Raw genomic sequence first — 20962 nt, 5'->3', positions numbered from 1 at the left:
CGCACAGGATGCGGCGTCCCTGCCGCAGCCTGACCGTCAGCCCTTGTCCGCCGGCAGGGTGACCCAGTAGCCCGGCTGATAAGGCAGCGGTAAAAACTTCTCATGAAATTCACGGAAGGTGGCGTCGGGATCGAGATCGGCGAAGAGATCGGGATGCAGCCACTTCGCCAGCGCCTGAATGGCGACGAACTGATAAGGGCTGTCGTAGAACTGATGCCAGATGGCGTGCGCGTGGCCGTTGTGCGCCACCGGCAGGGTTTTAAAGGCGTCGCGCATCATTAGCCGCTTCAGGCGCGCTTCGGCTTGCTTCACGTCGGCGCCAGGCCCGACGCCGACCCACTTGCCCACGGTGTTGTAGTTTTTCCAGTTGGCGCCGGTCACCACCACCACATCAGGCTGGCTGGCGATAATCTGCTCCGGGTTGAGGGTGCCGAAAGTGCCAGGGATCAGATCCTTCGCGATGTTGCTGCCGCCGGCGATCTCCACCATCTGACCGAAGTTTTCATTGCCGAACGACATGCAGCACTCATCGGTGTAGCCGCCAGCGCGGTCGATCATCACCTTCGGGCGCGGACCGTGAAAATCGTTTAGCCGCGCGGTGACGCGCGCGATCTGCTGGCGGCGGAAATCGATAATCGCCTCTGCGCGCGCGGGCTTATTCAGCAGCTCGCCCATCATGCGGATGCTTTTTTCCGCGTTAACCATCGGCGCTTCGCGGAAGTCAATAAACACCACCGGAATGCCAACCGCCTGCAGCTTCTCAATCAACTTGCCTTCGTCGGTCGCCGCTTTCGACTCCAGATTCATCAGCACCAGATCGGGCTTCAGGGTCAGCGCCTGCTCGACGTTAAAGGTGCCGTCTTTGGCGCCGCCGAAGGTCGGCAGCGTCTTGATCTGCGGATAACGTCTTTCATAAGCCTGATAGCCGTCCCAGTCCGCTTTGTGAAAATCGTCGCGCCAGCCCACCACGCGCTGAAACGGCGCCTCGGTGTCGAACGCCGCCAGCAGATAGATCTGCCGCCCCTCGCCCAGAATAATGCGTTTCGATTCCGCGGCGACCTCTACCTGGCGGCCCGCCACGTCGGTGATGGTTTTGGCCGCAGCCGTTCCCGCTATGCACAGCAACCCCAGCGCTAACATCCATTTTTTCATTGAATTAACCCATACAAATGATAATGAGAATTATTAATGTAAAGCGCCGTTACTATCACGCAAAATGGGTTAAAGGAGAAGAGGCAGCGAAAAATGTTTTTACCGGTGGTCAAGCAGTCCCAGCTCGCGCCGGTCGTGGCTGCAAAACAGCGTCACCTTCGCGTCGGCCTGCAGCGAGAGCGCGCGTAGCCGCTGCTGATTGGTGCGCCAGGCCTCGCGATCGCTGCACATCATCCACTGGTAGAAGCGCAGGCCAGGCGTGCAGTGGCGTTCCGCCTGCCGCATCTCCTCACGATAAAACCAGGCGTCACCGCCGTGCAGCAGCCAGCCGTCGCCCTGCCGTACCGCCACGCCCGCGTGGCCGAGCGTATGGCCCGGCAGCGGCACCAGCAGCACCTCGTCGTTGAGATCGTCGAGCGCCCGCACCGCGTCAAAGCCGAACCAGCGCTCCCCGCCGGCGGCGTAGCCGCGCCAGCCGCTGTGGTTGCCCCACTGCTGGGGACGAAAACGCTGCCGCTGTAGCCAGCTCTGGCGCTGCGGCGCGGTCTCCAGCTCTCGCTGCAGCAGATGCACGCGCGCCTGAGGAAAGTCGCTGATGCCGCCCGCGTGATCGAAGTCGAGATGCGTCAGGATAATATGGCGCACATCCTCCGGCTTAAAGCCGAGATCGACGATCTGCTGCCAGGCGCTGAGCCTGCGGTCGAACTGAATATTGTTGAACAGCCGGAAAAAACCCGACAGGCGCTGGCCGGGACGCGCCATATCCTGCAGGCCAATGCCGGTATCCACCAGCACCAGCCCGTGGGCGTCGGTTTCCAGCAGCAGGCAGTGGCAGCTGAGGTGCGCCAGCGGCGAGCGGCTGAATCCGTCATAGAGCGCGCCGCCGAAGGGACACATACAGCCGCAGTTAAGATGATGAACGCGCATTGTCTTCTCCTTGCCTTTCGCCGTCGCGGCGAAAGAGCCGGTTAATGATGAACGGGTGATGTAACCAATAATGGTCAGCCCTGCCGCATCTGCAAGCGTGAGCGGCACAATCAATGGGGAAGTTTTTCACTGCGGCCTCGCTCACAAATCCACCACTCTTCGTGAATCTGTTCACATCAGGCTGTGCGGCTGCCCAAATATGCGGCTGCATTTACCCCGCTTTGGCTAATGCGTAAACAATCTGTGAACGCTAGATTACGAAATGAAACGCCGTTTTACTTTTATTTCACAATAGCAGCAGCAGCCGCATAAGGAGCCTGTGCCGTGAAGATCAGCGCCATTGAGGTCACCCAGTTTACCTATCCCAGCCGACGTCATGCCGACAGCGCCGGACACTCTCATCCCGGCGACGAAACCGAGGCGCAGATGGCGCTGCTGACCCTGACCACCGAGGAGGGTCACAGCGGTTACGCCTTTGCGCCGCCGGAGGTGATCCGCCCGCATGTGGTCAACGCCTTTTTCCGCAAGGTGCTGATCGGGCAGAACGCCATGGATCGCGAGCGGCTGTGGCAGGATCTGGCGCACTGGCAGCGCGGCAGCGCGCATCAGCTCACCGAGCGCGCCCTGTCCGCCGTGGAGCAGGCGCTGTGGGATCTGATTGGCCGTCGGCTGCAGCAGCCGGTGCACAAGCTGCTCGGCGGCTATCGCGAACGGGTGCCCGCCTACGGCAGCACCATGTGCGGCGACGAGCTGCCCGGCGGATTGTCGACGCCGGACGACTATGCGCGCTTCGCGGAGAAACTGGTGGCGCGCGGCTATAAAGCGATCAAGCTACACACCTGGATGCCGCCGGTGGCATTTGCGCCCAGCCCGCAGATGGATATCAAGGCGTGCGCCGCGGTGCGCGAAGCGGTGGGCCCCGATATCGCCCTGATGCTCGACGGCTACCACTGGTATAGCCGCAGCGAGGCGCTCACCATCGGCAAGGCGCTGGAGAAGCTTAACTTCAGCTGGTTCGAAGAGCCGATGGAGGAAGAGAGCATGGCCTCCTATGCCTGGCTGGCGGAGAACCTCAGCATCGACGTGCTGGGGCCGGAGAGTCTCGGCGGCAAACATCACAGCCGCGCCGACTGGGTGCGCGCCGGGGCCTGTGACATTCTGCGCGCCGGAGCCAACGGCGTCGGCGGCATCGGCGCCACCATGAAGGTCGCCAGCCTGGCGGAGGCGTTCGGCATGGACTGCGAGGTGCATGGCAACGGCGCGGCCAGCCTGGCGGTGGTTGGGGCGATCCGCAACTGCCGCTGGTACGAGCGCGGCCTGCTGCATCCGTTCCTCGACTATGAGCAGCCGCCCGCCTACCTGAACAGCCTGATCGATCCGATGGACGACGCGGGCTATGTGCAGCTGCCGACGCGACCCGGCCTCGGCGAAGACATTAATTTCAGCTGGATTGAGACCCATACCCTGAACCGCTGGTAACGCTGAGAGAGAAGTACAGCAAACAACTATAAACCTCTGACCTGCTGGACTTACTTTATGACTATCCGCACCCGCTGCGGCGCGTGGCTCGCCACGCTGCTGCTGCTGGCGAGCAGCGCGTCGCTCCAGGCGAATACGCCTGACGACCAGCTGATCGTCGGCATGAATATGAATAATCTGCTCACGCTCGATCCCGCCGCTATGACCGGCAACGAGGTGGTCGGCATGGTGGTCAATCTCTACGACGGGCTGGTGGAGCTGGATCCGCAGCAGCTGACCCACGTGCGGCCTGCGCTGGCGGAGAGCTGGGATATCAGCCCCGACAACAGCACGCTCACCTTCAGGCTGCGCGACGGCGTGCGCTTTCACTCCGGCAACGCGCTGACCAGCGCCGACGCGCTCTGGTCGATGCGTCGCGTGCTGCATCTCAACCTGGCGCAGGCGTCGGTGTGGAAATCCTACGGCTTCAGTAAAGCCAACGTCGACCAGGCGATCGTCGCCCCCGACGCGCGCACCCTGGTGATCCGCCTGCCGAAGCCCAACGATCCCCATCTGGTGCTCTATTCCCTCGCCGCGCTCGGCAGCATGGTGGTGCTCGACAGCAAGACCGTGCAGGCGCACGCGGTCAACAACGACTGGGGCAACCGCTGGCTCACCACCCATGCGGCGGGCTCCGGCCCGTTCCGGCTTGACGGCTGGCAGGCGAAAGATGTGCTGACCATGAGCCGCGCGCCGGACTACTGGCGCGGCGCGGCAAAAATGCAACGCGTGGTGTTCCGTCATCTGCAGGAGTCACAGACCCTGCGCCTGATGATGGAGAAAGGCGACCTCGATATCGCCAGCAATATGGCGATCCCGGACGTGCGCGCCCTGCGCGACGATCCCGACCTGAGCATCGACAGCGTGCAGCGCGGCACGATCTACTACCTGGCGATGAGCATGAAGGACGCCCATTTCGCCAACCCGAAGGTGCGCGAAGCGCTGCGCTATCTGGTGGACTATCAGGGCATCAACAAAACCCTGATGGCGGGCTACGGCGTGCTGCATCAGCGTCCTATCCAGTCCGGCATGCCGGCGACGCTGCCCGATCCCGGCTATCGGCTCGACATTGCACGCGCCCGCGCGCTGCTGGCGGAGGCGGGCTATCCTGATGGCTTCGACACCACGCTGCGCGTGCTGGCGGATCAGCCGTTTCTTAACGTCGCCATCGCCATTCAGTCGACGCTGATGCAGGCGGGGATCCGCGCGCGCATTATCACCGGCACCGGCAACCAGATTTACGGCGCGATGCGCGATCGGCAGTTCGGCCTGCTGGTGGGGCGCGGCGGTAGCGGCGTCGAACCGCATCCCCACTCCAGCCTGCGCTCGCTGGTCTACAACCCCGACAACGCCGACAGCGCGCGGCTGACCAACTTTCAGGGCTGGCGCACCAGCTTCTATGACGCGCAGCTCAACCGCATGATCGACCAGGCGCTGACGGAGCGCGACGCCGCGAAGCAGCAGCAGGCCTATTTCGCCATCCAGCAGCGCTATGACCAGCTGATCCCGGCGCTGATGCCGATTTCACAGATGGTCGACTCCGTGGTGGTCAACAATCGCGTCCAGGCCTATCAGCCGCATCCGTCCGCCACCACGTTCCTGCGCGACGTATGGAAAACGCCAGAAAGCCTGGCAGGAGGCACGCCATGATCGCCGCTCTTCCCCAGCTGCGCCGCGTCAGCAGGCGCGCCACCCAGGTCTTTATCACTCTGTTCGGCCTGCTGCTGCTCACCTTTTTTATCGGCCGCGTGATGCCGCTCGATCCGGTGCTGGCGATCGTCGGCCCGGACGCCGATCACGCCACTTATCAGCAGGTTTATCATCAGCTCGGCTTCGACAAGCCGCTGTGGGCACAGTTTGGCATCTATCTGAATGGCCTGCTGCACGGCGATCTCGGCCATGCGCTGCTCACCGGCCAGCCCGTCAGTCAGGATATTCTGCGCGTCTTCCCCGCCACGCTGGAGCTGGCGACGCTGGCGATCGTGATCGGCGCCGGGCTCGGCGTGCCGCTCGGCGTTATCGCCGCGGCGCGGCGCAACGGCGCGATCGATTATGCGGTGCGCGTGGTCAGCCTGGCGGGCTACTCGACACCGATCTTCTGGGTCGGCATGGTCGGTCTGCTGCTCTTCTATGCGCATCTCGGCTGGGTCGGCGGCGCGGGGCGCATCGATTTCAGCCTCGACGGCGTGGTGCCGCGCCGCACCGGCCTGATGCTGGTGGACGCCCTGCTGGCGGGCAACGGCACGGTGTTCTGGAACGCGCTTAATCATCTGGTGCTGCCCGCCTCGCTGCTCGGCTTTCACTCTCTCGCCTACATCAGCCGCATGACGCGCAGCTTTATGCTGGCGCAGCTGTCGCAGGAGTTCATCCTGACGGCGCGCGTCAAAGGGCTGACGGAGTGGCAGGTGATCTGGCAGCACGCCTTTCGCAACATCCTGGTGCAGCTGCTGACGGTGGTGGCGCTCGCCTACGGTTCGCTGCTTGAGGGCGCGGTGCTGATCGAGACGGTCTTCTCCTGGCCCGGCTTCGGCTCCTATCTCACCGGCAGCCTGATGCTGGGGGATATGAACGCGGTGATGGGCTGCGTGCTGGTGGTCGGCCTGATTTTCGTGCTGCTCAATCTGCTCTCCGACCTGCTCTATCAGGTGTTTGATCCGAGGACCAAAGTATGACGCTATCGATCGATACGCCGACAACCGGCCGCGCGCGCGAACGGCTGGCGCGCTGTCAGCGCTGCGCCGCGCGCGCCGGCCATTTTCTGCTGCGCATGGCCCGCAATCCGCTGACCGCCATCGGCGGCACCATCGTGCTGCTGCTCTGCCTGACAGCGCTGTTCGCCCCGTGGATCGCCCCTTATCATCCGCTGGTGCAGGATCTCGACAATGCCCTCAGTCCGCCCGGCGCGCAGCACTGGTTCGGCACCGACGAGTTTGGGCGCGATATCTTCAGCCGACTGGTGTGGGGCGCGCGTATTACGCTCTATATCGTGCTGCTGGTGTCGGTCACCGTTGGCCCAATCGGGCTGCTGCTGGGCGTCACCGCTGGCTATTTCGGCGGCAAGGTGGACGCGGCGCTGATGCGCGTCACCGATATCTTTATCTCGTTTCCCAGCCTGGTGCTGGCGCTGGCGTTCGTCGCCGCGCTCGGCCCTGGGCTGGAACATGTGGTGATCGCCATTACACTCACCGCCTGGCCGCCCATCGCGCGTCTGGCGCGCGCCGAAACCCTCTCCCTGCGTCAGGCGGACTTTATCTCCGCCGTGCGGCTGCAGGGCGCGTCGCCGCTGCGCGTACTGTGGCGCCATATCGTGCCGCTCTGCCTGCCCTCGGTGATTATCCGCATCACCATGAATATGGCGGGCATTATCCTTACCGCCGCCGGGCTCGGCTTTCTCGGCCTCGGCTCGCAGCCGCCCGCGCCGGAATGGGGCGCGATGATCGCCAGCGGCCGCACCTATATGCTGGAGTGCTGGTGGGTGGTGACCGTGCCGGGCATGGCGATCCTGATCAACAGCCTGGCGTTTAACTTCTTAGGAGATGGCCTACGTGACCTGCTCGATCCCCGCAGTGAGTAACGGCGCGCCGTTGCTGGACGTGCACGATCTGCGCGTCGATTTTGTTAACGGACGCCACAGTACCCCGGCGGTGCGCGGCGTCTCCTTTCAGCTTGGCCGGGAGAAGCTGGCGATCGTCGGCGAATCCGGCTCCGGCAAATCCACCGTGGGCCGCGCCCTGCTGCAGCTGCATCCGGCGAAGGCGCGCGTCGAGGCGGCGCGCATGCAGTTCGGCGACCTCGATCTGCTGCGCGCCAGCCCGGCGCAGATGCGCGCGGTTCGCGGCCGGCGCATCTCGATGATTATGCAGGACCCGAAATACTCCCTTAATCCGGTGCTGCCGGTCGGCGAGCAGATCGCCGAGGCCTGGCGCAGCCACCATCGCGGCGAGAAGGCCGCGGCGAAAAGGCGCGCGCTGGAAATGCTGGAGGTGGTGCGCATTCGCGAGCCGGAGCGCGTCTATCGGCTCTATCCCCATGAGATCTCCGGCGGCCAGGGGCAGCGCGTGATGATCGCCATGATGCTGATCACCGAGCCGGAGCTGGTGATCGCCGACGAGCCCACCTCCGCCCTCGACGTTTCGGTGCGCCTGCAAATTCTGGCGCTGCTGGATGAGCTGGTCAGGGCGCGCGGGCTGGGGCTGATTTTCATCAGCCACGACATCAGCCTGGTGCGCAGCTTCTGCGACCGGGTGCTGGTGATGTACGCCGGCCGCGTGGTGGAATCACTGCCGGCGGCGGATCTGGACCGGGCGCAGCATCCCTATACCCAGGGCCTGCTGGCGGCGCTGCCGGATATCGATCGCCGTCGCAGCCGTCTGCCGGTGCTGCAGCGCCAGGCGAGCTGGCTATATGAATAAGGAGCGCAGCATGATCACTGTCGAGGGGCTGAACCTCAGCTTTGGCGAAGCAGCGGCCAAAACCCAGGTGCTGTCTGCTGTCTCGCTGCGCGTCAGCGAAGGGGAAATTTTTGGTCTGGTGGGCGAATCGGGCTCCGGCAAGACCACGGTGCTGAAGTGTCTGGCGGGCCTGTTTACCCACTGGCAGGGCGAGCTGGCGATCGCCGGCGAGCCGCTGGGGCGCCGCCTCAATCGCGCGCGCTGTCGACGGGTGCAGATGGTGTTTCAGGATCCTTACGGATCGCTGCATCCGCGCCACACCATTGGCGATATTCTGGAGGAGCCGCTGCTGATCCACGGTATCGGCCAGCGCCAGGCGCGCGTGGTCGCCATGCTGGAGAAGGTCGGACTCAATCGCGCCTGGCAGACGCGCTACCCCCACCAGCTCTCCGGCGGTCAGCGCCAGCGCGTCGCCATTGCGCGCGCGCTGATCCTCGAGCCGCGCGTGCTGCTGCTGGATGAGCCGACCTCGGCGCTCGACGTCTCGGTGCAGGCGGAGATCCTTAACCTGCTGAGCGACTTGCAGCAGCAGGCAAATCTCACCTACCTGATGGTGACCCATGATTTAGGCGTGGTGGCGCATCTCTGTCATCGCGTGGCGGTGATGCAGCAGGGGCGCGTGCTGGAGACGCTGGACGTGCCGACGCTGGTGGCCGACCGCGCGGCGATGCCCTATACGCGCATGCTGGTTGAGGCGAGCCGTCACTACAATCCGGCGCTGGCAAGAGAGGTATAAAGAGAAGCGCGCGGCAGACGCCGCGCGCAGAGAGAGCGTTACTGGGTAATCTGACGCACGTAGTCGGCGATTTCCGGCACCTGGCCGTGCTCGAACAAACAGTGCTGCAGGCGCGGGCCGCTCAGCGCGGTGCGCACCAGCTCCGGGTCCAGCGCGCGCAGCGTGTCGAGATAGTTCTCTTTCAGCATCGCCGCTTTAACCTGATTGAGGATGCCGGCGTTGCGCACCTGCGGCTCTTTACGCTCCGGCGGATAGCCCAGCCCTTTTTCGCCGGTGAAGGCTTTCTCAAAAATAAAGCGCAGGTTCAGCTCCGCACCCCAGCCGAAGCCTTTGGCGAACGGCAGCGACAGCGCGTTGCCGTTGTTGATCTGGGCGAAAAGATAGGCGTCCGCCGGATCGATGCAGTAGCCGCAGACCACGCCTGGATGCAGGTTCAGGGACATCAGTGCGCCCTGTCCGGTGCCGCATCCGGCGATAACGAAATCGACCGCCTTGCTGTTGAGCAGCACGCTGGCCATGATGCCGAGATGAATATAGGTCAGATGGTGATCCTGTTCGTCGCTCATGCCGACGTTAAAGACCTGATGGCCTAACGGCTGCGCCACGTTTTCCAGCTCCTTGCGCACCACAGCATTTTTGGCGGCCTGGCTGTTTTCCATCATTAATGCGATTTTCATGATCTGCCCTTAAGTATTTATGAAACACCGTTTCATTTTAATCAAAAGCAGCTAAAGTGCATGGGTTAATCGCGCGCCGTGGTGTGAGTCACTTCACAAAAACAACAGCGCATCGCTTTTTATCGCGGAGGAGCAGAGATGTTTGTTTACCGAAACCAGACTCAGCAGGAAGCAGCCGGTAACGGCGTCACGCGGCGCGTGCTGGCGCACGGCGGCGCAATGATGGCGGTGGAAGTCACCTTTGAAGAAGGTGCGGCCGGGCCGCTGCATCATCATCCTCATGAGCAGCTGACCTATGTGTTAAGCGGACGTTTCGCCTTTACCATCGATGGCGTGACGCAGGAAGTCGGCGCGGGCGACACCCTGTATAAGGGACCGAACGTGGTACACGGCTGCCTCTGCCTGGAGGCGGGCACGCTGCTGGATACCTTTACCCCGCAGCGTGACGATTTTCTGTCCTGAGTCGCCGCGCCTCAGGCGTGCAGGAAGCGCCCCGGATAATCCGAGGTCACCGGATGCTGCGTGTCATAGCGGCCAAACAGCCGGTAGCGGTTCAGGGCGATGCGGTTGTAAAAAAAGTTGCTGATGAAATGGGGAATAAACAGGCCCGGCAGCGACAGCAAACCCCAGGGAAAAGGCAGCAGCCGCATAACGCGCAGAATCGCCTCGGCGCGGATCCAGTGACGGTCGCCGTCGATCAGCACAATGGTGCGAATATTTTCATCAGGCAGTCCGGCAAAGCGCAGCAGCGCCTTGCCCTCTTCGCTCTGCACCGCCGCAAAGCGGACGCGGCGCGACAGCTTCAGGCGCAGCAAGAGGTTAACCCAGCCATTGCAGATTTTGCACACGCCGTCATAGAGCACGACTTTTTCGCCCGGTTTGAGAAAGGGTGGCAGTGACATAATCCTCTCCTTTTTGATGACGGTTAATGATTAAGTACGGTCATTAACTGCTCATACGTCAAGCGATTGCAAGGGATAAAAAAACCGGCGCGGCGGCCGGTTGAGGGTTATCCCTGCTGATACAGTGAGTTATCGGGTGCAAATAAAGTGGTGCGCGGCGGCAGTAATTGCTGCCGCAGCCAGCGTTCCGCCCCTTCTGTGTCCGGCTGACAGGCGTCGACCCGCAGCAGCGGACCAGCGCCCATCGGCTGCGCCTGCTCTGCCAGCCGCCTCAGCTCCGGCAGATATTCCGCGCCGGGATGGCCAGGCATGCGGTCCGACAGCCGCGCCTGATAGCGTGCGACCGCCTCATCAGGGGAGATCGCCATCCACAGCTCCAGCGCCCGACTGACGCCTGCGCTTGCCAGCCCCTGCTCCAGCGCGCTTTTCGGCTGAAAACCGAACCAGGCGTCGATCAGGTAGACGCAGCCAGCCGGCGCCTGGGCGACAATCTGCCAGATCGCCTGATAGGCTGCGCAGCCCAGCTGACGATTACGCTGTCGATCGACCGGCGCGAAGCTCGCCATAAACGGCTCTTTAATGCTGTCGAGCGTCAGCACCGGCAGAGCGAGTCGCGCGGCGAGCGTGCGCGTCAGGCTGCTCTTGCCGGAAGCGGGAATGCCGTTCACCAGCACCACCTGTCTGGAATACGTCGCGCGTGTCATAGGATGTCGATCACCTCCGCTACGCTGTTCGCCTGGCGCAGCCGCGCCAGCGTCGTCTCATTATCCAGCAGCGACACAATGGCGCGGATGCCCTCTTCGATGTGCGCGTTGCTGTCGCGCGCGCCGAACATAATCACGATGTCCGCTTTGTCGCTGCCCTCAAACGAGATCGGCTCCGCCAGCAGCAGCAGGCTAAAGCAGTCTTTCACCACGCCGCTTTCCGGCCGCGCATGGGGAATAGCGATCCCCTCCTCAAACACGTAATAGGCGCCGTGCGTCAGCGTATTGGCGATCACCGCCTCGGGATAGGAGGCCTTTACATAGCCGCCGCGGATCAGCGGCTGCGCCGCCAGTGCGATCACCTGCCGCCAGTCATTTTCCCTGACGCCGATTTGGATGGCGCCCGCCTCCTGTAAACCCTGTTTAATACTCATCAGGTCTCCTCAGATCGACTTGCGGGTCAGCGTGCGCAACGCATCCATTTTGACGAACAGGCCATCTATCTCATCGCGATGGCGTCGACTTTTCGCGAACAGGCTCAGCGCCCGGTTATAGGCCACCATTAGTTGCTTCTGCGCCTCGCCGTCGCGCGCGTTCATCTCCAGCCGCTGCTCCAGCGCGCCTATTTCAGCGCTCAGCTGCGCCGCCTGACGATCGATGTCCGCTTCATCCGCGCCCTTATCGGGGGCTGACTTTTTCATAAATCCAAACATAGCCTCTCCTGCCCCGACTCGCGCCGGGTCATTACTGGTTTAATCGGAAATCAGGCGAATTAACGGAACAGCTGGATCTTCTCGACCAGCACGTTGGTCACCGCGTCGTTGGCCGGCACCAGAAAATTACGCACGCTGTCGTTGACCTTGCCCTGTTCAAAGGTCTGTTTACAGCGCGCCACCCACTGCACGTTCATTTCGGTGCCGACATTGACCTTCTCGATGCCGCTACGCACCGCCAGCCGCATATCCTCATCGCTGACGCCGGTGCCGCCGTGCAGCACCAGTGGCGTGGCGGTGGCGCGGGTGATCTCCGCCAGCCGCTGATGCTGGATATGCGCCTTGCCGGTGTAGAGGCCGTGAACCGTGCCGATGGAGATCGCCAGCATATCGACGCCGGTTTCATGCACAAAGCGCCGGGCATCCTCAACGGTGGTGAAGGCAATCGCCTCCATCGCCACCACCTTGCCATCTTCCGAGCCGCCTATCGCCCCCAGCTCCGCCTCGACCGAGACGTTGTGCGGACGCGCCATATCAATCACGCGGCGCGTATTGGCGATATTCTCCTCAATCGGCAGATGCGAGCCGTCATACATCACCGAGCTGAATCCCGCGTCGATCGCGGTCTGAATCGCCTCTAAATCTGAACAGTGATCGAGATGCAGACAGGTCGGCACATTTTTACTCGCCGAGAGCGAACAAATCGCATCCACCAGCAGCCGATGGCCTAAGTATTTCGCGGTGCCGGTGGAAATCTGGATCATTAAAGGACTGTTGGTCTTTTCCGCCGCCTTAAAAAAAGCGGGCAGCATTTCCAGACAGTGCAAATTAAAGGAGCCAAGCGCTTTGAATTCGCGTTGTTTAGCCACCTGCAGCAGATCGGTAAAGTTATACAGATTCATGGAGTTTTTCCTCACGGGGCTTAGTGGATTTTCCGTTAACAAACCAGGCGATCAGGGTAATAAAGAGCACGAACAGCGCGACGAACAGCCAGTTGCCCTGGAAGGCGTGGCCCAGCACCAGGCCGGTGCTGATGACGTCGGCGTCGCTGAAGGTCACGCCGGTAAAACCGTAGCTTTCCAGCATCGGCACCAGAATGGCGGGCAGCAGCGTAATGAACAGGCCGTGCACCACGCCGCCGATCATCGCGCCGCGCCGGCCGCCCAGCGCGTTGCCAAACACCCCGGCCGCGCCGCCGGCGAAAAAGTTAGTCAGCAAACCCGGCAGGATCATCGCCAAACCGAACAGGGGAAAGACGATCATGCCGATGATGGAGCCGAGCGTGGTGGCGAGAAAGCCGACGATGACGGCGTTCGGCGCATAGGGAAACAGCACCGGGCAGTCGAGTGCCGGTCTGGCGTTGGGCACCAGCCGCATCGCGATGCCGCGAAACGCCGGCACCAGCTCATTGAGCAGCAGTCGCACGCCGCTGTAGAGCACGAAGACCCCGGCGACAAACTGCATCGCCTGCATAAAGGCGTACATCAGATAATTCATGCCGTTGCTGTACTGGGCAATAAAGGCGGGACCGGCGGCCAGCGCCGGGATGAGGTACATCGGCACCATAACGATGCCCATCGCGAGGTAGGTGTCCTGCAGGAATTTAAAGTTGTCCGGCAGCTTGAGGTCTTCCGTCGAGCGGGAGCCTTTGCCGACCACCTTTGCCACCGCCGCCTGCACCAGATAGCCGATGGTGCAGAAATGGCCGAGAGCGATATCGTCGGAGTCGGTAATGCGGCGCACAATCGGCTGCGCCAGCGCAGGCATCACCACGGCCATCACGCCGCCGAAGATGCCGCCGGTCAGGATCAGCGGCAGTCCGGTCAGCCCCGCCTTATAGCCGATTACGGTGCCGATGGTGGCCATCCACAGCAGCGCCTGGCCGGTAAGGAAGATATATTTAAAGGGCGTGACGCGTGCGATAATAATATTGACGATGAAGATCACCAGCAGGGTCAGCGCCACTTCCGATCCCAGCTCGCGGTTGGCCAGCCCGGCGATTGCCGCCACGTCCGTAATATAACCCTGCATGCCAAAGCCGTGGGTAAATATGGTGTTCAGGAAAGTCAGCGCGCCGACGATAATATTAATGCCCGCCATCATAATCAAAAAGCCCAGCAGGGTTTTAAAGGTGCCTTCCACCACTTTCCCCGCCGATTTACGCTGCAGCAGCAGGCCGATCAGCGCAATAAAGGCGATCAGAATCGAAGCCTGCCCCAGTAAATCTTTCACCAGAAAATTAATGACGCTATTCATGATTAACAACCTTTGCGTTGCGATCTTTTAAAAACGCCAGGATCTTCTCTTCAATCTCCCCTTTATCGGTAAGACGGTTCAGCACAATGACGCGCTTCATCTCTTCCGGCGTGGCGTCGGCATTTAATACGTCGGCAAAGGCTTTTTGCGTCAGAATAATGTCGGACTTAAAAGCGTTGGCTTCCGAGATGGTGGTGTGATCGATGTCGGCGTCAATTTCCAGCTTTTTTAATACCGCCTTTGCGCTCATTTCGATGGCAAAACTGGACCCCAGTCCGCAGCCGCAGACACATAAAATTTTAAGCATGGCTCTCTCCTCAGACGATATTCAGTTGTTTTGCGAGTTTGTAATAGTGCCCTTCGGTATCGACAAGACGTTTTTTCATGCTGATTAAATCAATCGGAATCGGTTTATTGCTGCCGTTAATAATGACCGCTTTATTCCGCATGCCCGACTGAATACAACGCACCACTTCCGCCGCCATAATGGCGCCCTGATAGATCTCTTCGCAGGTGGGATCGCCATTACGCAGGCCGTATCCAATAATGGTTTTACGAATGCGCACGCCGGTCAGCGGCTCCAGCTGCCTGATAAGCGTGTCGATGGCGCCCTGGAAGCCCGGCGAATATTCGCGCGTATAGCCCTCGGAGCAGAGGATCACCACGCTGTTCTGCACCTCCAGCCGCGCCCGGATGCGGTCGGCCAGCTGCGTCACCGGGATTTGGCTCTCCGGGATCAGCGCGAAGTCGGCGTTGCTTTTAATCGCCGACTGCAGCGTCAGCTCGCCGCAAAAGCCGCCCAGCAGCTCTGCCATAAAGACACGTCCCGGCAGCGCGCGGCCGGTGTTGCGCAGCTTCGCCACCTCCTTCAGCACCTGCTCGCAGGCGGTGGAGAAGCCGATGGTGTAGTCGCTGCCGAACACGTCATTGTCGATGGTCATGCCAACGCCGAAACAGTTGACGCCAAATTCGCTCAGGATATGCAGGAATTGCAGCGAGCCATCGCCGCCCGCCAGTATTAATATCTCTACGTGCAGCGCCTTAAGCTGTCGGGCAATGCGCTCATAGTCGCTGCGCGCTAATTTTTTTTCGGTTCTGCCCGACTGCATCAGCGGAATCGACGCCACGGAATAATCTATTAACTCGCGCCAGCCTATCTCCTGATGCCGATTTTCCAGCAGGCCGGGAATGCCTCCGTTAAATAACACCATCTCCGCCTGCGCCAGTCGCGCCACCTGAAAGATAAAATTATTAATCCCGGCGACATCGCCGCCGCTTATCACCATGCCAATGCGCATTCTGCCCCCTCGCTGAGGTCATCCGGTCTGAGGCTATTGTTCCGACGCAGGGGCTTTAAATTTGCAACGAATATCACAAATCAGGGAGAGATTACGCATGGCGCAAGATTGACACGGCCTTTGAAAGACCAATATTTGAGAGGATCATCACAATATTAAATCACGCTAAAAATGCTTTTTTTGATGAATATTCATCTGGTTGGATAAAAAAAGCCTGTTTATTTTCGTCTGAGCCGGGGAGGTGATTTCGCCTTAACAGCGATCGTGCGGATTTGTGATTATCGCCTCATTTTTAACGGGCGCAGGCTTATTTAACGCGGCGTTTTTATTTCAGGCGTGATGATTTACTGCGCAACAGGTTGTCAGCGTTAACCGGTTTTAGCGCCAGCAGTTAAAAGAGATATAGCGAGGATAAGGATGGGGAAAACCTCTCTCTCCAGCGTCAGAGAGAGAGGCAAAAAACTTATTTTGCGTAGGCTTCGGTGGAAATAGTCAGCGTTACGTCGTCGCCAACGGCGGGCACATATTTATCCAGTTTGAAGTCAGAGCGCTTGATGGTGCCGGTGGCATCAAAGCCAATCGCCTGCTTCTTCACCATCGGGTGCTCGCCCTGCTTGTTCAGCGTGGCGTGCAGGGTAACCGGTTTGGTGATGCCTTTCAGCGTCAGGTTGCCCTCTACGTCAAATTTGTTGTCGCCCTTCGCTACCACTTTGGTGCTGTGGAAGGTGGCGGTCGGGTATTTAGCGGTGTCGAAGTACTCAGCGCCTTTAAACTCTTTGGTCAGCGCCGGGACATGGCTGTCGATCTGGCTGACAGGCAGCGTCACGTCAACGCGCGAGGCGGTGGGATTTTCGCTGTCGAAGACCAGTGTGCCTTTGCTGTCAGGAATATCCGCGGTGGGATGGGAAAAGCCAAAGTGGGTCCAGGTGACGATGACCGAGGTATGCTCTGGGTTAAGCTCGTAGTGCTGAGCAGCCGCCTGTGACAGCGGGGCGTAGAGTGCAAAAGCGGCCAGCAGCGGCAGCGCAAGACGTTTACTATTTTTCACTTTAGGTTCCTTTTAAAACAGCCGAATCCTTTTGAGTGTCTCTGAAACCCCGGCGCAGATATAGTGAAGAGTTTTGGTCTTAATTTTCAAATAAATTCAGCAATATCCTGGCGTGACTATTGCGTTTCGACGCAACGCGTTTCCAGCGCCACCGCGCCGGGCCATCCGATAACCAGCTGCGCCTGCGCCTGACGCAGCGCCTGCGGCGTAAGCGCGTCCACTGACGCCCGGCCCAGATCGCGCAGGCCGTGCGCCTGGCGCAGTGCACGCTGTAACTTCTCCGCCCTGGCCGACGCGGCCGTTAGCTGGGCGCAGAGCCGCGATTGCAGGGTCGCCAGCCTCTCCGCCTCCTCAGCGATGGCGAACTGCTGCAAAAAGGTTTCGCACTGCGCCCGCAGCGCGTCGGGCGCGACATCCGGCGACTGCAGGGCAAACAGAATGCCGTCGCGGTCGGCGCAGCGCTGATAGCGGCAGCTGACCACATAACCAATCTGCTGCTCGACGCGCATGCGCTGAAAAAAGCGCGGCTCCATCAGCAGCGCCAGCGCGCGCAGCGCGGCCAGCGAGACCTCAGGCGGCGCAGGCAAGAACAGCAGCAGCGCACGATCGCGGCTGGGATGGGCGACAGTCAGACACCGGCCAGCTCGGGGCGGCGGGCATGGATCGTCAGACTCTCTGGCCAGCGGCGCCAGCCACTGCGCGATAACCGCCTGCTGCTCGGGCGAACCGCCATAGAGCGCCGCGCGCCAGCGGCCGGTGGCAGAGCGTGCGGCAACCGCCTGCGGCAACTGGCGCAGCAGCTCGCGGATCGCCACATCGTCCGGCGGCGGCTCAGCAGGCGGACTGCCGTCCAGACGCAGGGCGTCCGGCAGCGACGCCAGCCAGCCTTCGCTGCCTGCCGGCAGCTGCGCCTCAAGCTGCCAGACGCCCTGCGCCTCGCGCCAGCTTCCCGCGCCGCCCTGATGACGCAGCAGCGCGAACAGCGGCCGCAGGCGGCGGTCGATTGCGGCGGCGTCCGCAGGGCTCACCGCAGTGAAAAAAGGCGGGCGCAGCAGCAGCGTCGCCGGAGCGTCGCCTGCCAGCGAGATCAGCGGCGCGCGGTCGGCGGGCGGTGTCAGCTCAGCGTGCCGGTGCGCCAGTGGATGGAAACGCAGCGGCGGCAGCGCCCCGTGAAAGTGGCCCGGCGTCCAGGGTTGCAGCTGCAGGCTGAAGCCCTGCGTCTCTGTCGCCTCGCCCTGCACGCTGGCGGCGCTCCACAGCCGCGCCTGCGGCGCCTGGGCTAACTGACGCAGCAGCGCGCTAAAATGCGTCGTCTGCGCGGGCGGCGCGAAGCCGAACGCCCGTTCGCGTAGCTGATCGAGCGGCGTGAGCGCGGCAAAGCGCTGCTGCGCCAGTTGCAGATAGTGCGCGCGCTGTGCAGATGAGGTGTGCGCCAGCGCGCGCAGCGCATGAGCAAGCCAGGCGCAGACCGCGTCGGGCTGCTCGGTGTCGAACTGCAACGCCAGCCAGCTGCCCGTCGCGTCAAGGCTGAGCCAGCTGAACGTCAGCTGCTGCGCCCACGCCTGCTGGCGCAGGCTATGCATCGCGCCGTCTGGCGCCTCATCCTGCAAAAACTCGCGCAATAAGGTGACGTTGTCACGAACGTCATGCGTGAAATCGTGCAGGTAAAAGGTGATCCCCAGCGCGCCAGGGCTGTGGGTCGTCAGCGCGATATCCGCCTGCGAGAGAAAACGAATCTCCTCTGCCCGCGGTGCCGCTCTGCCCGACGGCAGCCGCCCGGCGAAATCGTGCGCCAGCTGTTCCAGCGCCGCCAGCGACTGCGGCCCCTGCAGCAGGAGCTGCGTCTCGCCGGCGACAAAGAAACGCTGGTGAAACTGATGCAGCGCCTCTTTAAGCGCCGCCATATCGTCGCCAAACGCCTCGCGGCTGCCGATGTGGAAACGCTGAAAAGCGGACGGTGCGCTGACGCGCGTATAAAGCGCGGCTTCGCGACGCGATGGCGTGTGCTGCTGGATCAGCCGGTATTCGGCATCGATCACCGCTGCTTCCTGGGCGATCGCCTCGGACGGGAACTGCGGCGCGGCCAGCATATCCGCCAGCCGCGCCGCGCCCTCAGCCAGCAGCGCAGGCTCCACTTCGAAAAACCAGGCGCTGCTGCGCGGCAGCGTGGTGGCATTGAGCCGCCCGCCGGCGGCCTGCACCCAGGGCATCAGCCGTTCGTCGCCCTGAAACCGGGCGCTGTCGCTGAACAGCAGGTGCTCCAGCAGGTGCGCCAGCCCAGGCCAGGCGTCAGGCTCGTCATGGCTACCCACCGCCACCTGCGCCAGCGCGGCGGCCTGCTGCGCGTCGGGCTGATGGATCAGCGTAACGCGCAGGCCCTTATGCAGCCGCAGCTGACGCGTCTCGACCATGTTAAAAGGTCCGGGTTTTGTAGATCAGCTGGGAGTTGGTGCGGTTGCGGAACTGCAGCTGGCCGATTTTCACGTCGCTGCACGCCGCTTCGCGTCTCGCCTCAAGGATCACCTCATGATGCGGCGACTTGCTGCACACCGGATCGGTGTTATCGGCGTTGCCGGTCAGCATAAAGGCCTGACAGCGACAGCCGCCAAAGTCCTTCTCTTTCTCGTCGCACGAGCGGCAGGGTTCCGGCATCCAGTCGAAGCCGCGATAGCGGTTAAAGCCGAATGAGCGATACCAGATATCCTCCAGCGGCTGCTCCAGCACTGACGGGAATTGCACCGGCAGCTGGCGCGCGCTGTGGCACGGCAGCGCGGTGCCCTCCGGCGTCACGCTGAGGAAGATCGCGCCCCAGCCGCCCATGCAGGGCTTGGGACGCTCTTCATAGTAATCCGGCGTCACAAACAGCAGATTGGTCAGGTTGCCGCTGGTGCTCATGCGCTCGCGATAGCGGCTGACCACCGCCTCCGCCTGCGCAATCTGCTCGCGCGTCGGCAGCAGGCCCTGGCGGTTGAGCTGCGCCCAGCCGTAGAACTGGCAGGTGGCCAGCTCGACATCGTCCGCTTCCAGCTCAATGCAGAGGTCGATAATCTTGTCGATCTGATCGATATTGTGACGGTGTAACACGAAGTTCAGCACCATCGGATAGCCGTGCTTCTTCACCGCGCGCGCCATCTCCAGCTTCTGCTGGAAGGCTTTTTTCGAGCCAGCCAGCGCGGCGTTCAGCGTCTCGTCGCTCGCCTGGAAGCTGATCTGGATATGGTCCAGGCCCGCGTCGGCGAAGGCGTCGAGCTTCTTCTCGGTGAGGCCGATGCCGGAGGTGATCAGGTTGGTGTAGAAGCCGAGATCGCGCGCGGCGCGGATCAGCTCCGGCAGATCTTTGCGCGTCAGGGGTTCGCCGCCCGAGAAGCCGAGCTGGACGCTGCCCATGGCGCGCGCCTGACGGAATACCTCAATCCACTGCTCCGTGGTCAGCTCTTTCTCCTGCTGCGCGAAGTCGAGCGGGTTTGAGCAGTACGGGCACTGCAGCGGGCAGCGATAGGTCAGCTCCGCCAGCAGCCAGAGCGGCGGATTGACGGCGGGTTTATTCTGGGTCACGAAACATTATCCACTTTTGTTCATACGCCGCGCGCAGAAACTCTTTAACGTCTTCGCCGACGCCGCCCGCTTCCGGGAAGCGCGCGTCGAGGATGGCGATAATCGCTGCCACGCTCGCCTTGCCGTCTACCTGTTCGAGAATGGCGGCGGCGGTTTCATTCAGCTTCGCCATGCCTTCCGGATAGAGCACCACGTGGCTCTCCTGCGCGGCTTCCCACTGCATGCGATAGCCGCGGCGAAAGGCGGGAATAGCGTGTTCATTCATCATGTTATACCAGTCGTGTGGTGTGCCAGGCCGCCTTGTCGGTGACCGTATGGTAAGGCGGGCGCTGCAGCGCGTAGGCCATGGTCATGGCGTCGAGCATCGTCCAGAGAATATCGAGCTTAAACTGCAGGATCTCCAGCATGCGGTTCTGTTTCTCGACCGTGTTGCAGAACTCCAGCGCCAGCGCCAGGCCATGCTCGACGTCGCGGTTCGCCTGGCTCAGGCGGCTACGGAAGTAAAAGTAACCCTCTTCCTTGATCCAGGGATAGTGCTGCGGCCAGCTGTCGAGGCGCGACTGGTGGATCTGCGGCGCGAAGAGTTCGGTCAGCGAGCTGCAGGCCGCTTCCTGCCAGTTGGCGCGGCGCGCGAAGTTGACATAGGCGTCGACGGCAAAGCGCACGCCCGGCAGCACATGCTGCTCGGACAGCAGCGCCTCGCGCGTCAACCCCACCGCCTCGCCCAGCTGCAGCCAGGCCTCGATGCCGCCGTCGTGACCGTTGCTGCCGTCGTGATCGAGAATGCGCTGCACCCACTTGCGGCGCGTGGCAGGATCCGGGCAGTTCGCCATGATCGCCGCGTCTTTCAGCGGAATGCTGGTCTGGTAGTAGAAACGGTTCGCGACCCAGCCCTGGATCTGCTCGCGCGTCGCCTCGCCGCTGTGCATCGCGATATGGTAAGGATGATGAATATGGTAGTACGCGCCTTTGTCGCGCAGCGCCTGTTCAAACGCCTGTGGCGTCAGCGTCTCGGTGATTTGCAT

Annotated in this window: 23 protein-coding genes; 7 read left to right on the top strand and 16 right to left on the bottom strand. The window is 62.0% G+C overall.

Annotated elements, in window-relative coordinates; genetic code table 11:
- Window positions 1-36: 36 nt before the first annotated feature.
- Both B2J69_RS06540 and B2J69_RS06535 read right to left on the bottom strand, forming a co-directional pair.
- Window positions 37-1152 carry an ABC transporter substrate-binding protein gene (locus B2J69_RS06540; protein ID WP_081137557.1) on the bottom strand — a complete coding sequence of 372 codons (1116 nt, stop codon included), beginning with the start codon at window positions 1150-1152 and terminating at the stop codon, window positions 37-39.
- Window positions 1153-1251: 99 nt separating this feature from the next.
- Complete coding sequence (locus B2J69_RS06535; protein ID WP_081137555.1) at window positions 1252-2079, bottom strand: MBL fold metallo-hydrolase; 828 nt, start codon at window positions 2077-2079, stop codon at window positions 1252-1254.
- 324 nt (window positions 2080-2403) lie between these two features.
- On the opposite strand from B2J69_RS06535, the gene B2J69_RS06530 reads away from it, so the two are divergent.
- The 6 genes from B2J69_RS06530 to B2J69_RS06505 are packed head-to-tail and all read left to right on the top strand — an operon-like array spanning window position 2404 to window position 8784.
- On the top strand, window positions 2404-3558 hold the full coding sequence (locus B2J69_RS06530; protein WP_081137553.1) for a mandelate racemase family protein: 1155 nt from the start codon (window positions 2404-2406) through the stop codon (window positions 3556-3558).
- Window positions 3559-3615: 57 nt separating this feature from the next.
- Window positions 3616-5247 (top strand): ABC transporter substrate-binding protein, encoded by a 1632-nt coding sequence (locus tag B2J69_RS06525; protein WP_081137551.1) that lies wholly within the window; start codon window positions 3616-3618, stop codon window positions 5245-5247.
- Window positions 5244-6269, top strand: a complete 1026-nt coding sequence (locus B2J69_RS06520) for an ABC transporter permease (protein WP_081137549.1) — start codon at window positions 5244-5246, stop codon at window positions 6267-6269. Before B2J69_RS06525 ends, B2J69_RS06520 begins: the two co-directional genes overlap by 4 nt.
- A complete protein-coding gene (locus B2J69_RS06515; RefSeq protein ID WP_081137547.1) occupies window positions 6266-7171 on the top strand; it encodes an ABC transporter permease in 906 nt (301 codons plus the stop codon). Before B2J69_RS06520 ends, B2J69_RS06515 begins: the two co-directional genes overlap by 4 nt.
- Complete coding sequence (locus B2J69_RS06510) at window positions 7143-8009, top strand: ABC transporter ATP-binding protein (protein WP_081137717.1); 867 nt, start codon at window positions 7143-7145, stop codon at window positions 8007-8009. Before B2J69_RS06515 ends, B2J69_RS06510 begins: the two co-directional genes overlap by 29 nt.
- Before the next feature lie 10 nt (window positions 8010-8019).
- On the top strand, window positions 8020-8784 hold the full coding sequence (locus B2J69_RS06505) for an ABC transporter ATP-binding protein (protein WP_081137719.1): 765 nt from the start codon (window positions 8020-8022) through the stop codon (window positions 8782-8784).
- A 38-nt stretch (window positions 8785-8822) separates the two neighbouring features.
- On the opposite strand, the gene B2J69_RS06500 is transcribed toward B2J69_RS06505, so the two are convergent.
- Window positions 8823-9461 (bottom strand): RpiB/LacA/LacB family sugar-phosphate isomerase, encoded by a 639-nt coding sequence (locus B2J69_RS06500; RefSeq protein ID WP_081137546.1) that lies wholly within the window; start codon window positions 9459-9461, stop codon window positions 8823-8825.
- 138 nt (window positions 9462-9599) lie between these two features.
- Between B2J69_RS06500 and B2J69_RS06495 the strand changes: the two genes are divergently transcribed.
- Complete coding sequence (locus B2J69_RS06495; protein ID WP_081137545.1) at window positions 9600-9923, top strand: cupin domain-containing protein; 324 nt, start codon at window positions 9600-9602, stop codon at window positions 9921-9923.
- Window positions 9924-9934: 11 nt separating this feature from the next.
- Here the strand turns inward: B2J69_RS06495 and B2J69_RS06490 are convergent, their stop codons facing one another.
- From B2J69_RS06490 to pqqC, 13 genes are all read right to left on the bottom strand, one after another.
- A complete protein-coding gene (locus B2J69_RS06490; RefSeq protein ID WP_081137544.1) occupies window positions 9935-10363 on the bottom strand; it encodes a thiol-disulfide oxidoreductase DCC family protein in 429 nt (142 codons plus the stop codon).
- Window positions 10364-10470: 107 nt separating this feature from the next.
- On the bottom strand, window positions 10471-11067 hold the full coding sequence (locus B2J69_RS06485) for an AAA family ATPase (protein ID WP_081137543.1): 597 nt from the start codon (window positions 11065-11067) through the stop codon (window positions 10471-10473).
- A complete protein-coding gene (locus B2J69_RS06480) occupies window positions 11064-11501 on the bottom strand; it encodes a PTS sugar transporter subunit IIA (protein ID WP_081137542.1) in 438 nt (145 codons plus the stop codon). The genes B2J69_RS06485 and B2J69_RS06480 overlap by 4 nt, the downstream gene beginning before the upstream one ends.
- Before the next feature lie 9 nt (window positions 11502-11510).
- Window positions 11511-11780: a hypothetical protein gene (locus tag B2J69_RS06475; protein ID WP_081137541.1), complete on the bottom strand. Its 270-nt coding sequence runs from the start codon at window positions 11778-11780 to the stop codon at window positions 11511-11513.
- 59 nt (window positions 11781-11839) lie between these two features.
- Window positions 11840-12682: a class II fructose-bisphosphate aldolase gene (locus B2J69_RS06470; RefSeq protein ID WP_081137540.1), complete on the bottom strand. Its 843-nt coding sequence runs from the start codon at window positions 12680-12682 to the stop codon at window positions 11840-11842.
- A complete protein-coding gene (locus B2J69_RS06465; protein ID WP_081137539.1) occupies window positions 12669-14036 on the bottom strand; it encodes a PTS sugar transporter subunit IIC in 1368 nt (455 codons plus the stop codon). The genes B2J69_RS06470 and B2J69_RS06465 overlap by 14 nt, the downstream gene beginning before the upstream one ends.
- Window positions 14029-14343, bottom strand: a complete 315-nt coding sequence (locus tag B2J69_RS06460) for a PTS sugar transporter subunit IIB (RefSeq protein WP_081137538.1) — start codon at window positions 14341-14343, stop codon at window positions 14029-14031. Before B2J69_RS06460 ends, B2J69_RS06465 begins: the two co-directional genes overlap by 8 nt.
- Before the next feature lie 10 nt (window positions 14344-14353).
- On the bottom strand, window positions 14354-15334 hold the full coding sequence (locus tag B2J69_RS06455; RefSeq protein WP_081137537.1) for a 6-phosphofructokinase: 981 nt from the start codon (window positions 15332-15334) through the stop codon (window positions 14354-14356).
- Between the two features lie 463 nt (window positions 15335-15797).
- A complete protein-coding gene (locus B2J69_RS06450; RefSeq protein WP_081137534.1) occupies window positions 15798-16382 on the bottom strand; it encodes a YceI family protein in 585 nt (194 codons plus the stop codon).
- A 116-nt stretch (window positions 16383-16498) separates the two neighbouring features.
- Window positions 16499-18793, bottom strand: a complete 2295-nt coding sequence (pqqF, locus tag B2J69_RS06445; protein ID WP_081137531.1) for a pyrroloquinoline quinone biosynthesis protein PqqF — start codon at window positions 18791-18793, stop codon at window positions 16499-16501.
- 1 nt (window position 18794) lies between these two features.
- Window positions 18795-19937: a pyrroloquinoline quinone biosynthesis protein PqqE gene (gene pqqE, locus B2J69_RS06440; RefSeq protein ID WP_081137528.1), complete on the bottom strand. Its 1143-nt coding sequence runs from the start codon at window positions 19935-19937 to the stop codon at window positions 18795-18797.
- Window positions 19924-20202: a pyrroloquinoline quinone biosynthesis peptide chaperone PqqD gene (pqqD, locus tag B2J69_RS06435; protein ID WP_081137715.1), complete on the bottom strand. Its 279-nt coding sequence runs from the start codon at window positions 20200-20202 to the stop codon at window positions 19924-19926. Before pqqD ends, pqqE begins: the two co-directional genes overlap by 14 nt.
- A 4-nt stretch (window positions 20203-20206) precedes the next feature.
- The gene (gene pqqC, locus B2J69_RS06430; RefSeq protein WP_081137525.1) at window positions 20207-20962 is read right to left on the bottom strand and encodes a pyrroloquinoline-quinone synthase PqqC; all 756 of its coding nucleotides are present in this window, start codon (window positions 20960-20962) and stop codon (window positions 20207-20209) included.

The organism is Pantoea latae (assembly GCF_002077695.1).
Lineage (GTDB): Bacteria > Pseudomonadota > Gammaproteobacteria > Enterobacterales > Enterobacteriaceae > Pantoea > Pantoea latae.
The sequence above is the reverse complement of the archived record's forward strand: the minus strand, read 5'-3'. Positions and strand labels throughout refer to the sequence as shown.